This is a genomic window from Salmonella sp. NW177 (genome assembly GCF_051811585.1).
GTDB lineage: Bacteria > Pseudomonadota > Gammaproteobacteria > Enterobacterales > Enterobacteriaceae > Salmonella > Salmonella enterica.
On sequence record NZ_JAMMZV010000006.1, the window covers coordinates 20,514 to 35,446 of the forward strand.

The following is a 14,933-nucleotide window of genomic DNA, read 5'->3' on the forward strand; positions in this document are numbered from 1 at the left end:
TTGACAATCCGGAGCAGAAAGAAAATAAATGTCTATACAACTCATGACAGGCAAGAGAGCGACAGGAATGCGGCAACTTTTACCGGACGATACTGTCTGGCGAAACATCAGGCTGGCGACAATGGACCCGCAGCGGCAAGTCCCGTACGGGCTGGTGGATAACCAGGCGCTGATTGTACGCGAAGGGCATATTTGCGATATCGTGCCAGAGACGCAGCTTCCTGTCAGTGGGGACAATATCCATGATATGCAGGGACGACTGGTAACCCCGGGACTTATCGATTGCCACACGCATCTGGTGTTTGCCGGTAACCGCGCCGCAGAGTGGGAACAGCGGCTTAACGGCGCGTCATACCAGCATATTAGCGCTCAGGGCGGCGGCATTAACGCGACGGTATCAGCAACCCGCGCCTGTGCAGAAGAGACGCTCTACCTGCTGGCGCGCGAACGCATGATGCGCCTTGCCAGCGAAGGCGTTACGCTGCTGGAGATTAAATCCGGCTATGGTCTGGAGCTGGCGACAGAAGAAAAGCTGTTGCGCGTTGCTGCAAAACTTGCCGCCGAAAACGCTATCGATATTAGCCCCACGCTACTTGCCGCTCATGCTACGCCAGCGGAGTATCGTGACGACCCGGACGGCTACATCACTTTGGTCTGCGAGACGATGATTCCGCAGCTCTGGCAAAAAGGGTTATTTGATGCGGTAGACCTCTTTTGCGAGAGCGTCGGCTTTAATGTGGCGCAGAGTGAGCGCGTATTGCAGACGGCGAAGGCGTTAGGTATTCCCGTTAAAGGCCATGTTGAGCAGCTTTCGCTGTTGGGCGGCGCGCAGCTGGTGAGTCGTTATCAGGGTTTATCGGCGGATCATATCGAATATCTTGATGAAGCGGGCGTCGCGGCGATGCGTGACGGCGGTACTGTTGGCGTGTTGTTGCCCGGCGCGTTTTATTTTCTGCGCGAGACGCAGCGCCCGCCGGTGGAACTGCTGCGCCGCTATCAGGTGCCTGTCGCCGTCGCCAGCGATTTCAATCCTGGCACCAGCCCGTTTTGCAGTTTGCATCTGGCGATGAATATGGCCTGCGTACAGTTTGGTCTGACGCCGGAAGAGGCATGGGCGGGCGTTACGCGCCATGCCGCTCGCGCGCTGGGAAGACAGGCGACGCATGGGCAGATCAGGGCCGGCTACCGGGCGGATTTTGTGGTGTGGGATGCTGAACAGCCGGTAGAGATTGTGTATGAGCCGGGGCGTAACCCTTTATATCAGCGGGTATACAGAGGACAAATCTCATGACGCAATGGTATCCGGCTTCTCCGGCGCTCTGGCAGGGGCGCGATGACAGTATAGAAGCGCCGGATGCGCGGCGTCTGTTTCAGACCGTCACGCGCAGCGAGACCTTTTCCCCCGAAAACTGGCAGCAAAAGATCGCGTTAATGGGATTTGCCTGCGACGAGGGGGTAAAACGCAATTCAGGCCGTCCCGGCGCGGCAGGCGCCCCGGACGCGTTGCGTAAAGCGCTGGCGAATATGGCCAGCCACCAGGGACATGAACGGCTGGTGGATTTAGGCAATTGGGTTGCGCCGACTCCCGATCTGGAAGGCGCGCAGCAGGCCTTGCGCGATGCGGTAAGCCGCTGTCTGCGGGCCGGGATGCGCACGCTGGTACTGGGCGGCGGGCATGAAACCGCGTTTGGACACGGCGCGGGGGTGCTGGACGCGTTTGCGCAGGAAAGCGTAGGGATCATTAATCTTGATGCGCATCTGGATCTCCGTCAGACCGACCGGGCAACATCCGGGACGCCGTTTCGTCAACTGGCGCAGCTATGCGACGCGCAGAGCCGCGCGTTTCATTATGCCTGTTTCGGCGTGAGCCGTGCGGCAAATACGCAGGCGTTGTGGCGGGAAGCGCAGTGGCGGAATGTTACCGTGGTGGAGGATCTTGACTGCCATGACGCGCTGGCGCAGATGACGCAGTTTATCGACAAGGTGGATAAAATTTATCTGACTATCGATCTCGACGTATTGCCTGTCTGGGAAATGCCGGCCGTCTCCGCTCCCGCAGCGCTGGGCGTGCCGCTGATACAGGTTCTGCGTTTAATTGAGCCGGTTTGCCGCAGCGGAAAATTACAGGCGGCGGATCTGGTTGAGTTTAATCCACGCTTTGATGACGATGGCGCAGCGGCGCGCGTGGCGGCGCGGCTTGGCTGGCAAATCGCGCACTGGTGGCGTTAATCTGTCATCCGGAAAACACTCTCCGCATAAGGAAGGCTTCACGCATGTATTCATCCCGCTCCCGTTCTGCGCCTGCGCCTTTTTACGAAACGGTGAAACAGGACATCTGTAAAAAAATAGCCGGCGGCGTCTGGCAGCCGCACGATCGCATTCCGTCGGAAGCTGAACTGGTCGCCCAGTATGGCTTTAGCCGAATGACCATCAACCGGGCGCTGCGTGAGCTGACGGATGAAGGGTGGCTGGTGCGTTTACAGGGCGTGGGGACGTTTGTCGCCGAACCAAAAGGCCAGTCCGCGCTGTTTGAAGTCCGCAGTATCGCCGAGGAGATTGCCGCCCGCCGTCATCAGCATCGTTGTGAGGTGCTCACGCTGGAGCGCGTGCGGGCAAACGCCATCCAGGCCAGCGCTCTCAACGTCAATGAGAGCGATGTCATTTTCCATTCCATCATGGTGCATTATGAAAACGATCTGCCGGTACAAATTGAAGATCGCTGCGTGAATGCGGATATTGCCGTGGATTACCTGACGCAGGATTACCGTCAGACCACGCCGCACGCTTATTTGTCGCGGATCGCGCCGCTAACGGAAGGGGAACATATTGTGGAGGCGGTGCGCGCCACGGCGCAAGAGTGCGCGTGGTTAACTATCAAAGAGCATGAGCCTTGTCTGCTCATTCGTCGTACAACCTGGTCCGCGTCGCGGATTGTTTCTCACGCCCGCTTACTTTTCCCCGGGTCGCGCTACCAGCTACAGGGACGATTTATCTCCTGAGCGGACTGCTGCCGGAAAACGTGATTGCTGACACAATATAACAAAATTGTATCATTTTTGTTAATTCTATTCTTGTGCTTACTTGTATAGACAAGTATATGTCTGATTCTTATCTGTGGGTCTGCGGCGGTGCCTGATAGTGGCGTTTTAGCGTTATTTGGCGATGGCAGACCGATAATAATGAGGAGTCATTGCTATGCCTGAAAGCAAGTATCGTCAGCAGACTATCCGCGCGCCCAGAGGCACGGTATTAACGGCGAAAAGCTGGCTGACAGAAGCCCCGCTGCGGATGTTAATGAATAATCTCGATCCTGACGTGGCGGAAAATCCGCATGAGCTGGTGGTCTACGGCGGGATTGGTCGCGCCGCGCGCAACTGGGAATGCTATGACGCTATTGTTGATGCGCTCACCAGGCTGGAGGCGGACGAAACGTTGCTTATTCAGTCTGGCAAACCGGTCGGCGTATTTAAAACGCACGACAACGCGCCGCGGGTATTAATCGCCAACTCCAACCTGGTTCCCCACTGGGCGACATGGGAACACTTTAACGAACTGGATGCGAAAGGGCTGGCGATGTACGGTCAAATGACGGCCGGAAGCTGGATCTATATCGGCAGCCAGGGAATCGTGCAGGGAACATACGAAACCTTTGTCGAGGCGGGGCGTCAGCACTATAACGGCACGCTGGCGGGACGCTGGGTGCTGACTGCCGGGCTGGGCGGCATGGGCGGCGCGCAACCGCTAGCCGCGACGCTGGCCGGAGCGTGTTCGCTGACGATTGAATGCCAGCAAAGCCGTATCGATTTTCGTCTGCGTACTCGTTACGTGGATGAGCAGGCCGCCACGCTGGATGACGCGCTGGCCCGCATTACGCGCTACACCCGCGAGGGGAAAGCCGTGTCCGTCGCCCTGTGCGCGAACGCGGCGGATATCCTGCCGGAACTGGTTAATCGCGGCGTGCGCCCGGACCTGGTGACCGATCAGACCAGCGCCCACGATCCGCTACATGGCTATTTACCCTCCGGCTGGCGCTGGGAGGAGTATCAGAAAAACGCGCAATCCGATCCCCACGGGACGATGCAGGCAGCGAAACGTTCCATGGCGGCGCATGTTCGGGCGATGCTGGCGTTCAGTAAAATGGGCGTGCCGACCTTTGACTATGGCAACAATATTCGCCAGATGGCGAAAGAGATGGGGGTGGAAAACGCCTTTGATTTTCCGGGATTTGTGCCAGCCTATATTCGTCCGCTGTTCTGTCGTGGCATCGGGCCGTTTCGCTGGGTGGCGCTGTCCGGCGATCCGCAGGATATCTATAAAACCGATGCCAAAGTCAAAGAGATAGTGGCTGAGGATAAACATCTGCATCACTGGCTGGATATGGCGCGCGAGCGCATTCATTTTCAGGGGCTACCGGCGCGTATCTGCTGGGTAGGCCTGGAGTGGCGGCAAAAACTGGGGCTGGCGTTCAACGAAATGGTGCGTTGCGGCGAGGTATCCGCGCCCATTGTGATTGGCCGCGATCACCTGGATTCCGGTTCTGTCGCCAGCCCTAACCGTGAAACCGAAGCGATGCGCGACGGCTCCGACGCGGTTTCCGACTGGCCGCTGTTAAATGCGTTGCTGAATACCGCCAGCGGGGCGACATGGGTATCGCTCCATCATGGCGGCGGAGTGGGGATGGGTTTTTCGCAACACGCCGGTATGGTGATTGTCTGTGATGGCACTGACGAGGCCGCCGCGCGTATTCGCCGCGTGTTACACAACGATCCGGCGACGGGCGTCATGCGCCATGCCGATGCCGGATATGATCTCGCGGTGGAATGCGCTGTTGAGCAAGGTCTGAATTTACCGATGGTTGCGGCGACGCAGGGGAAAGGCTGATATGAACACCATGACACTCACTCCGGGGCAGTTAAGCCTCTCTCAACTGTACGATGTCTGGCGTCATCCGGTACAGCTTCGGCTGGACGCCAGCGCCATTGACGGTATTAACGCCAGCGTCGCGTGCGTCAATGATATCGTTGCCGAAGGGCGTACCGCCTACGGCATCAACACCGGTTTCGGCCTGCTGGCGCAGACGCGCATCGCTGATGAAGACTTGCAAAATCTACAGCGATCGTTGGTGCTGTCTCACGCCGCGGGCGTAGGCGACCCACTGGATGACGCGATGGTGCGTCTGATTATGGTATTGAAAATCAATAGCCTGGCGCGCGGGTTTTCCGGGATTCGGTTGAGCGTGATAGAGGCGCTCATCGCTCTGGTGAATGCCGGCGTGTATCCGCTGATTCCGGCAAAAGGCTCGGTTGGCGCGTCGGGCGACTTAGCGCCGCTGGCGCATCTGTCGCTGACGCTGCTTGGCGAAGGAAAAGCGCGCTGGCAGGGCGAATGGCTTCCGGCACAGACGGCGCTAAAAAAGGCCGGACTGGAGCCTGTCGCGCTGGCGGCCAAAGAGGGGCTGGCGCTGCTTAACGGCACCCAGGCGTCAACGGCCTTCGCGCTGCGCGGTTTGTTTGAGGCACAGGAGTTATTTGCCTCCGCCGTCGTCTGCGGCGCGCTGACCACCGAAGCCGTACTGGGATCGCGCCGTCCTTTTGATGCGCGCATTCATGCCGCGCGCGGACAACAGGGGCAAATTGACGCCGCGCGGTTGTTCCGGCATCTGCTGACCGATACCAGCGCCATTGCTGAATCACATCACCACTGTCATAAAGTTCAGGACCCGTATTCCCTTCGCTGCCAGCCGCAGGTAATGGGCGCTTGTCTGACCCAGTTACGTCAGACGAAAGAGGTACTGCTGGCTGAGGCCAACGCGGTGTCCGATAATCCGCTGGTCTTTGCCGATGCGGGGGAGGTGATCTCCGGCGGTAACTTCCATGCTGAACCGGTTGCCATGGCGGCGGATAATCTGGCGCTGGCGATAGCGGAAATCGGCGCGCTATCGGAGCGGCGCATCGCGCTGATGATGGATAAACATATGTCGCAGTTACCGCCGTTCCTGGTGAAAAATGGCGGCGTTAATTCCGGTTTTATGATTGCCCAGGTCACCGCCGCAGCGCTCGCCAGCGAGAATAAAGCGCTGGCGCACCCGCACAGCGTGGATAGCCTGCCGACCTCGGCGAATCAGGAAGATCATGTCTCAATGGCCCCGGCGGCAGGACGGCGACTCTGGGAAATGGCGGCGAATACCCGCGGCATCATTGCCGTGGAGTGGCTGGCGGCCTGTCAGGGGATAGATTTACGGGAAGGGTTAACCTCCAGCTCGTTACTGGAACAGGCGCGGCAGACACTGCGCGAGCGGGTGGCGCACTATACGCAGGATCGTTTTTTCGCACCCGATATTGAGTGTGCGACGACGCTGCTGGCGCAAGGCGCGTTACAGCGTCTGGTGCCGGACTTTATGTGAATGCTGCCGGATGGCGCGGCGCGTATTCGGCTTACCCAACCCGTTGGCAGGGTAAGACGTTTACGCCGCCATCCGGCACAGCGTTTAACTGAACATCGCCGTGATCGAGGCGCTGGCGAGCGAATGGAAATGCACGTTAAAGCCGACCATCGCGCCGCTGGCGTCTTCATCAACGTCAAGACGCTCGACGTCCAGCGCGTGAACCGTAAAGATATAGCGGTGCGTTTCCCCTTTAGGCGGCGCCGCGCCGCCGTAGCCCGCTTTACCGAAATCGGTACGCGTCTGAATGACGCCGTCTGGTACGGCCACCAGGCCTGAGCCGAACCCCTGGGTCAGTACGCGCGTATCCGCCGGGAGGTTCACCACCACCCAGTGCCACCAGCCGGAGCCGGTCGGCGCGTCGGGATCGTAACAGGTCACGACAAAACTTTTGGTGCCCATCGGCACGTCGTCCCAGGCCAGATGCGGCGAAATATTATCGCCATCATAGCCCATACCGTTAAAAACGTGGCGATGAGGAAGTTTATCTCCATCGCGCAAATCGTTGCTGATAAGTTTCATGCGCTCTCCTTTTGACTCACCAGAAGTGTAGCCAGAAGCAGCATCGCTTACCGCTGATTAATGGCTAAAAAATGTTTCATTGTGTACCGTGTCATTGACCGCTTGGGTCAAACGGCGCAGTTGATCCGGACGAATAATGTAGGGCGGCATCAGGTAGATTAGCTTGCCGAACGGCCTGATCCAGACGCCTTGCCCGACGAAGAAGCGTTGAAGCGCCGCCATATTGACCGTGTGCGTGGTTTCAACCACCCCAATCGCGCCCAACACCCGCACATCCGCCACCCAGGGCGAACTTTGCGCGGGGGCTAACTCAGCGCGTAACTGAGACTCGATAGACGCCACCTGCTGACGCCATTCGCCGCTTTCCAGCAGCGTCAGGCTGGCGCAGGCGACGGCGCAGGCCAGCGGATTCCCCATAAACGTCGGGCCATGCATAAAACACCCCGCCTCGCCGTTGCTAATAGTCTCTGCAACCTGGCGTGTCGTGAGCGTTGCCGAGAGGGTCATGGTGCCGCCGGTTAACGCTTTGCCGAGACACAGAATATCCGGTGCGATCCCGGCATGCTCGCAGGCGAACAGTTTGCCGGTACGGCCAAACCCGGTGGCTATTTCATCGGCAATCAGCAGAATGCCTTCGCGATCGCACATGTTACGAATACGCCTGAGCCATTGTGGATGATATATGCGCATCCCGCCCGCGCCCTGAACGATAGGTTCCAGAATCACGGCGGCTATTTCATGGCGATGCGCGGCCATCAGGCGAGCAAATGGCGCGATGTCGCTTTCATCCCATTCGCCATCCATCCGACTTTGCGGTGCCGGCGCGAACAGATTTTCCGGCAGATAGCCTTTCCACAAGCTGTGCATGGAGTTATCCGGATCGCACACCGACATCGCGCCGAACGTGTCGCCATGATAACCGTGGCGAAACGTCAGAAAACGCTGACGCGATTCGCCCCGCGCCTGCCAGTATTGCAGCGCCATCTTCATGGCCACTTCCACCGACACCGAACCGGAGTCGGCCAGAAAGACACACTCCAGCGGCTCAGGCGTTATCGCGACCAGCTTACGGCACAGATTCACCGCAGGTTGATGGGTTATGCCGCCGAACATGACATGCGACATGGCGTCAATTTGCGCTTTCATCGCCGCATTCAATTGCGGGTGGTTATAACCATGAATGGCCGCCCACCAGGAGGACATCCCCTCAATCAGGCGTTCGCCCGAGGCGAGAACCAGCTCGCAGCCTTCGGCCCGCTCAACGGGATATACCGGCAGCGGCGAGGTCATGGAAGTGTAAGGATGCCAAATATGGCGTTTATCGAAGGCCAGATCGTCCGTTGTCATAATCGACTTGTAAACCAAATTAAAAAGATTTAGGTTTACGAGTCTACACCATATCAAAAACAAACAACATATTTTGGAGAAGCCCGATGGCTCGCCACCCACGCTGGACACTGTCGCAAGTAACCGAATTATTTGAAAAACCACTGCTGGAATTGCTGTTTGAAGCGCAGCAAATTCATCGCCAGCATTTCGATCCGCAGCAGGTACAGGTTAGTACGCTGCTGTCGATCAAAACCGGCGCCTGCCCGGAGGATTGTAAATACTGCCCGCAGAGCTCGCGCTATAAAACCGGGCTGGAAGCCGAGCGTTTAATGGAAGTAGAGCAGGTACTGGACTCCGCCCGTAAAGCGAAAAACGCCGGTTCGACCCGCTTCTGTATGGGGGCGGCCTGGAAGAATCCGCATGAACGCGATATGCCTTATCTGGAGCAGATTGTACAGGGCGTCAAAGCGATGGGGCTGGAAACCTGTATGACGCTAGGCATGTTGAACGAGAGCCAGGCGCAGCGTCTGGCTAACGCCGGGCTGGATTACTACAACCACAACCTCGATACCTCGCCGGAGTTTTACGGCAATATCATCACTACCCGTACCTATCAGGAGCGCCTCGACACGCTGGAAAAAGTCCGTGAAGCAGGGATTAAAGTATGCTCCGGCGGCATTGTGGGTCTGGGCGAAACGGTTACCGATCGCGCCGGACTGTTGTTGCAGTTGGCGAACCTGCCGACGCCGCCGGAAAGCGTGCCAATCAACATGCTGGTGAAGGTAAAAGGCACGCCGCTTGCGGATAACGATGACGTGGATGCATTTGATTTTATTCGTACTATCGCCGTAGCGCGCATCATGATGCCGACCTCATACGTGCGTCTTTCCGCAGGACGTGAACAGATGAACGAGCAGACCCAGGCGATGTGCTTTATGGCCGGGGCGAACTCGATTTTCTATGGCTGCAAATTGTTAACTACGCCAAATCCGGCAGAGGACAAGGATCTGCAGTTATTCCGTAAGCTGGGGCTGAATCCGCAGCAGACCAGGGTGCTGGCGGGCGATAACGAGCAGCAGCAACGTCTGGAGCAGACGCTGATGACGCCTGACACCGATGATTATTACAACGCGGCAGCCTTATGAGTTGGCAACAACGCGTCGACGATGCGCTGACGGCGCGTCGGGCGACGGATACATTGCGCCGCCGCTATGTGGTGTCGCAGGGCGCCGGACGCTGGCTGGTAGCGAACGGGCGACAGTATCTTAACTTCTCCAGCAATGATTACCTCGGCTTAAGTCAACACCCGCAGATTATTCGCGCCTGGCAACAGGCAGCGATACGTTTTGGCGTCGGCAGCGGCGGGTCGGGTCATATCAGCGGTTATTCCGTGGCGCACCAGGCGTTAGAGGAGGAACTGGCGCAATGGTTAGGATATCCACGCGCGCTGCTGTTTATCTCTGGCTTTGCGGCGAATCAGGCGGTCATTACCGCCTTAATGAAAAAAAATGACCGGATTGTGGCCGACAGGTTGAGTCATGCTTCCCTGCTGGAGGCCGCCAATCTGAGTCCGGCGCAGCTTCGCCGCTTTATCCATAACGATACGCAGCATCTGTCGCGTTTACTGCAATCGCCCTGCGTGGGCCAGCAACTGGTGGTGACAGAAGGTGTATACAGCATGGACGGCGACAGCGCGCCGCTGGCGGAAATCCAGCACATTGCCCGCAGGCATCATGCCTGGCTGTTGGTTGATGATGCGCACGGCATCGGCGTGACTGGCGATGAGGGGCGGGGCACCTGCTGGCAACGGGGGGTGAAGCCTGAGTTGCTGGTGGTGACTTTCGGTAAGGGGTTTGGCGTCAGCGGCGCAGCGGTGCTCTGCTCGGAAAGCGTCGCGGATTATCTGCTGCAATTCGCCCGTCATCTGGTTTACAGCACCAGTATGCCGCCCGCCCAGGCGCAGGCGTTAAGCGCCTCGCTGGCGGTGATCCGTAGCGATGAAGGTCGTGAACGGCGCGAAAAACTCGCCGCTCTGGTTCAGCGCTTTCGGGCCGGCGTTAACGCGTCCCGGTTTACGCTACTGAATGCCCATAGCGCCATCCAGCCGTTAATCGTGGGCGATAACAGCCGTACATTGCGCCTGGCGGAGGCGCTGCGTCAACAAGGATGCTGGGCGACGGCGATTCGTCCGCCGACGGTGCCTGTCGGTACGGCGCGCCTGCGCTTAACGTTAACGCAGGCGCATGAAGCATGCGATATAGACCGTCTGCTGGAGGTGCTGCATGGCGCAGGTGAATAAGCAGGCTATTGCGGCGGCGTTTGGCCGGGCCGCATCGCAATATGAACAGCACGCCTCTTTGCAGCAACACAGCGCGGATGCGCTGCTGACGCTGTTGACAGGCCGCCAGTTTGCCAGTGTGTTGGACGCAGGCTGCGGCCCCGGACGTATGAGTCGTTACTGGCGAGAGCGGGGGAGCGAAGTGACCGCCCTGGATCTTTCGCTGCCGATGCTGCAACAGGCGCGCGATCGTCAGGCGGCGCATCACTATTTGCTGGCGGATATCGAAGCGATTCCCCATGACGTCGAAGTTTTTGACCTGGCCTGGAGCAACCTGGCGGTCCAGTGGTGTGGTGATTTACGTGATGCGTTGAGCGAGTTGTATCGGGTTGTACGGCCCGGCGGCGTGGTGGCGTTTACCACCTTGTGCCAGGGGTCGTTGCCGGAACTGCGTCAGGCATGGCAGGCCGTCGATAATCGCGCTCACGCGAATAGCTTTTTGCCGGAAGAGGCCATTGACCACGCGCTGCGCGGCTGGCGGGTGTCTCGTCATACTCAGGCGATGACATTGTGGTTTGAGGATGCCCTGAGCGCGATGCGCTCGCTTAAAGGCATTGGCGCCACCCATCTTCATGAAGGGCGGGAGTCGGATGTATTAACCCGCGCCCGGCTTAGACAGATTCAACTGGCATGGCCGCAGCGGCAGGGGAAATATCCGCTGACGTACCATCTTTTTATGGGAGTGATTGAACGTGACTAAACGCTATTTTGTGACCGGTACTGATACTGAAGTCGGTAAAACGGTTGCCAGTTGCGCCTTATTGCAGGCCGCAACGCAGTTAGGTTATCAAACCGTAGGCTATAAGCCCGTCGCTTCCGGCAGCGAAATGACAACCGACGGGCTACGCAATAGCGATGCCCTGGCCTTGCAGCGTAACAGCAGCCTGCCGCAACCTTATTCCGCTATCAATCCTTATACTTTTGCCGAGCCTACCTCTCCCCACATCGTTAGCGCCGACGAAGGCCGGGCGATAGACGCGGCGGTGTTATCACGCGGATTGCGAACGCTGGAGGCGCAGGCAGACTGGGTGTTGACAGAAGGGGCGGGCGGCTGGTTTACACCGCTCTCTGCCACGCTGACGTTTGCCGACTGGGTACAGACGGAACAGCTGCCGGTGATTCTGGTTGTTGGCGTCAAGCTGGGCTGTATTAATCACGCCATGCTGACGGCGCTGGCGGTAGAACAGGCCGGATTACCGCTTGTCGGATGGATAGCCAACGACGTACAGCCGCCAGGCGCGCGTCATGGTGAATATCTCGCGACGCTTCGCCGCGTCATACCGGCCCCGCTATTAGGGGAAATCCCGTGGCTGGGCGTTTCTCCATCGCAGGCGGCGACAGGACAGTATCTGGACCTTAGCCCCCTGGAACGCGCCTGACCGCGCTTAAAAACCGCCTTCTTGCAGGATCAGACGATCCTGCTGTTCTTTCGCCAGCCCCTCCTGACGTCGCCAGGCTAAAAATGTGCAAAATGTGAGCGTCTACGCCTCAATTTTTCCCTTCTCGTTAGCCAATAATCTGCCAAAAATAGCGATAATTTTTTTTTATCGCCCGGCGAAAACGTCAGGGGCTGATTTTGCCAGGCGGCAGGGGATACGGGCTGGAAGCAGTTATCCACTATTCCTGTGGATAACCTTGTGTATTAGAGTTAGAAAACACAACGTAAGCGAGAGGCGACGCGGCCTGCGACTAAATTGGCGCGAAAGACGGCTTGAGAAAATATCCCTTTTCAGACAGCAAGTTATATAAAATCAATGGTTGTAAAGGAAGGGGGATACGTTGACATAAAACTTTCATCATCCGACTTGACAAATGTTAAAAAAGACTCTGGTCTGGGGATAACCAGCACACTGCTGGAATTTTACCCCGCGACTGTCTATGTTTTACCTCTAAATAGCGTGTGGTATCTGCCGATAGCCATTATACACTGGAGTGTTACTGTTTTTTCATCCAGTATTTTTTATTGGCAATATTCACCGTCGAGAGTAAAATTACACCCCTGCCCGCTCACTCCTTCAGGTAGCCGCTCATGAGTAAACCGTTCAAACTGAATTCCGCTTTTAAACCTTCTGGCGATCAGCCGGACGCTATACGTCGTCTGGAAGAGGGGCTGGAGGACGGGCTGGCGCATCAGACGTTATTGGGCGTGACCGGCTCCGGGAAGACATTCACCATAGCCAACGTCATTGCGGACTTGCAGCGGCCAACGATGGTGCTTGCGCCCAATAAAACCCTGGCGGCGCAGCTCTACGGCGAAATGAAAGAGTTTTTCCCGGAAAACGCGGTGGAGTATTTCGTCTCCTACTATGACTACTATCAGCCGGAAGCGTATGTGCCAAGTTCGGATACGTTTATCGAAAAAGACGCTTCGGTAAACGAACATATTGAGCAGATGCGGTTGTCGGCAACGAAAGCGTTGCTTGAGCGACGCGATGTCGTGGTGGTGGCTTCCGTGTCCGCGATTTACGGTCTGGGCGATCCGGATCTCTACCTGAAAATGATGCTGCATCTGACGGTGGGAATGCTGATTGACCAGCGCGCGATTTTGCGTCGGCTGGCGGAATTGCAATACACCCGTAACGATCAAGCTTTTCAGCGTGGTACCTTTCGCGTGCGCGGCGAAGTGATCGACATCTTCCCGGCTGAATCTGACGACATCGCGCTACGCGTTGAGCTGTTTGATGAAGAAGTGGAACGCCTGTCGCTGTTCGACCCGTTAACCGGGCAGGTAGAGTCAACGGTGCCACGTTATACTATCTATCCCAAAACGCACTACGTGACGCCGCGCGAGCGTATTCTGCAGGCGATGGAAGAGATAAAAGATGAGCTGGCGGACAGGCGTAAGGTTTTGCTGGCAAATAATAAGCTGCTTGAAGAGCAGCGATTAAGCCAGCGCACGCAGTTCGATTTAGAGATGATGAACGAGCTGGGCTACTGCTCAGGCATTGAAAACTATTCCCGCTTTCTGTCGGGCCGCGGGCCGGGCGAACCGCCGCCAACCTTGTTCGATTATCTGCCCGCCGACGGACTGCTGGTGGTGGATGAGTCTCATGTCACCATCCCGCAGATAGGCGGCATGTACCGCGGCGACCGGGCGCGCAAAGAGACGCTGGTCGAGTATGGCTTCCGTCTGCCTTCGGCGCTGGATAACCGTCCGCTGAAGTTTGAGGAGTTTGAAGCCTTAGCGCCGCAAACTATCTATGTTTCCGCCACGCCCGGCAACTATGAGCTGGAAAAATCTGGTGATGAGGTGGTGGATCAGGTCGTGCGACCGACCGGGCTGCTGGACCCGATTATTGAAGTGCGTCCGGTGGCGACCCAGGTGGACGATCTGCTGTCCGAAATTCGTCAGCGTGCGGCCATTAATGAGCGTGTCCTTGTCACTACGCTCACCAAACGGATGGCGGAAGATTTGACCGAATATCTGGAAGAGCACGGCGAGCGCGTGCGTTACCTGCACTCAGATATTGATACCGTGGAGCGCATGGAAATCATCCGCGATTTGCGTCTGGGCGAGTTTGACGTTCTGGTGGGGATTAACCTGCTGCGCGAAGGGCTGGATATGCCGGAAGTCTCGCTGGTGGCGATTCTGGACGCCGATAAAGAGGGCTTCCTGCGCTCCGAGCGCTCCCTGATTCAGACCATAGGGCGCGCGGCGCGTAACGTTAACGGTAAAGCGATTCTGTATGGCGATAAAATCACGCCGTCAATGGCAAAGGCGATTGGCGAAACCGAGCGACGTCGCGAGAAGCAGCAGAAGTACAACGAAGAGCACGGTATCACTCCGCAGGGGCTGAACAAAAAAGTGGTCGACATCCTGGCGCTGGGGCAGAACATTGCGAAAACCAAAGCGAAGGGGAAAGGCAAGGGCCGTTCTACGGCAAAAGCCGGAATTGTCGAACTGGATATGACGCCGAAAGCGTTGCAGCAGAAAATTCATGAACTGGAAGGGCAAATGATGCAGCACGCGCAAAATCTGGAGTTTGAAGAAGCCGCGCAAATTCGCGACCAGTTGCACCAGTTACGCGAGTTGTTTATCGCGGCGTCCTGACAATGTGTCGATCGCCAGCGAGTCATCGTTACCATGGCTCGCTTTTGAGAATTTCAGTGCAATAGTCAGGGCTAAGTCAGTCAGGAATGAAAAACAGTGACAGGCTTTGACTAACGAGATTGTCGAAAAAGTCAAAACATCAATGAGTTAGCTAGTTTAATCACAACTGAAGAAAATTAGCGTTGAGGCTGAACCCAACGCTAATTTTCCCTCTCTCCTCGGCTATGAAAAAAACGCCCCGTATTATCGGT

General features: G+C 57.2%; 12 protein-coding genes. 10 read left to right on the forward strand and 2 right to left on the reverse strand.

What is annotated here, in order from left to right; all coding sequences use genetic code 11:
• Window positions 1–67: 67 nt before the first annotated feature.
• The 5 genes from hutI to hutH all read left to right on the forward strand — a co-directional run bounded on the left by hutI (window position 68) and on the right by hutH (window position 6,403).
• Window positions 68–1,291, forward strand: a complete 1,224-nt coding sequence (gene hutI, locus NA986_RS16760; RefSeq protein ID WP_023216717.1) for an imidazolonepropionase — start codon at window positions 68–70, stop codon at window positions 1,289–1,291.
• A complete protein-coding gene (gene hutG, locus NA986_RS16765) occupies window positions 1,288–2,229 on the forward strand; it encodes a formimidoylglutamase (protein WP_023195249.1) in 942 nt (313 codons plus the stop codon). The genes hutI and hutG overlap by 4 nt, the downstream gene beginning before the upstream one ends.
• A 44-nt stretch (window positions 2,230–2,273) precedes the next feature.
• Entirely contained in the window at window positions 2,274–2,999 is a 726-nt protein-coding gene (locus NA986_RS16770; protein WP_023216718.1) for a histidine utilization repressor, read from the forward strand.
• 196 nt (window positions 3,000–3,195) lie between these two features.
• Window positions 3,196–4,881: a urocanate hydratase gene (hutU, locus tag NA986_RS16775; protein ID WP_001115209.1), complete on the forward strand. Its 1,686-nt coding sequence runs from the start codon at window positions 3,196–3,198 to the stop codon at window positions 4,879–4,881.
• Window position 4,882: 1 nt separating this feature from the next.
• Window positions 4,883–6,403 (forward strand): histidine ammonia-lyase, encoded by a 1,521-nt coding sequence (hutH, locus tag NA986_RS16780; protein ID WP_001095239.1) that lies wholly within the window; start codon window positions 4,883–4,885, stop codon window positions 6,401–6,403.
• An 84-nt stretch (window positions 6,404–6,487) separates the two neighbouring features.
• Here the strand turns inward: hutH and NA986_RS16785 are convergent, their stop codons facing one another.
• Window positions 6,488–6,964, reverse strand: coding sequence for a kinase inhibitor (locus NA986_RS16785; RefSeq protein WP_000767403.1), 477 nt, complete (start codon window positions 6,962–6,964; stop codon window positions 6,488–6,490).
• 57 nt (window positions 6,965–7,021) lie between these two features.
• Window positions 7,022–8,311 (reverse strand): adenosylmethionine--8-amino-7-oxononanoate transaminase, encoded by a 1,290-nt coding sequence (bioA, locus tag NA986_RS16790; protein WP_023216719.1) that lies wholly within the window; start codon window positions 8,309–8,311, stop codon window positions 7,022–7,024.
• An 86-nt stretch (window positions 8,312–8,397) separates the two neighbouring features.
• Between bioA and bioB the strand changes: the two genes are divergently transcribed.
• The 5 genes from bioB (at window position 8,398) to uvrB (ending at window position 14,682) form a co-directional block, all read left to right on the forward strand.
• On the forward strand, window positions 8,398–9,438 hold the full coding sequence (gene bioB / locus NA986_RS16795) for a biotin synthase BioB (RefSeq protein WP_000090727.1): 1,041 nt from the start codon (window positions 8,398–8,400) through the stop codon (window positions 9,436–9,438).
• The gene (bioF, locus tag NA986_RS16800; RefSeq protein ID WP_023216721.1) at window positions 9,435–10,592 is read left to right on the forward strand and encodes an 8-amino-7-oxononanoate synthase; all 1,158 of its coding nucleotides are present in this window, start codon (window positions 9,435–9,437) and stop codon (window positions 10,590–10,592) included. Before bioB ends, bioF begins: the two co-directional genes overlap by 4 nt.
• On the forward strand, window positions 10,576–11,331 hold the full coding sequence (bioC, locus tag NA986_RS16805) for a malonyl-ACP O-methyltransferase BioC (RefSeq protein ID WP_023216722.1): 756 nt from the start codon (window positions 10,576–10,578) through the stop codon (window positions 11,329–11,331). Before bioF ends, bioC begins: the two co-directional genes overlap by 17 nt.
• A complete protein-coding gene (bioD, locus tag NA986_RS16810) occupies window positions 11,324–12,010 on the forward strand; it encodes a dethiobiotin synthase (RefSeq protein WP_023216723.1) in 687 nt (228 codons plus the stop codon). Before bioC ends, bioD begins: the two co-directional genes overlap by 8 nt.
• A gap of 650 nt (window positions 12,011–12,660) precedes the next feature.
• A complete protein-coding gene (gene uvrB / locus NA986_RS16815) occupies window positions 12,661–14,682 on the forward strand; it encodes an excinuclease ABC subunit UvrB (protein WP_000042502.1) in 2,022 nt (673 codons plus the stop codon).
• Window positions 14,683–14,933: the final 251 nt, after the last annotated feature.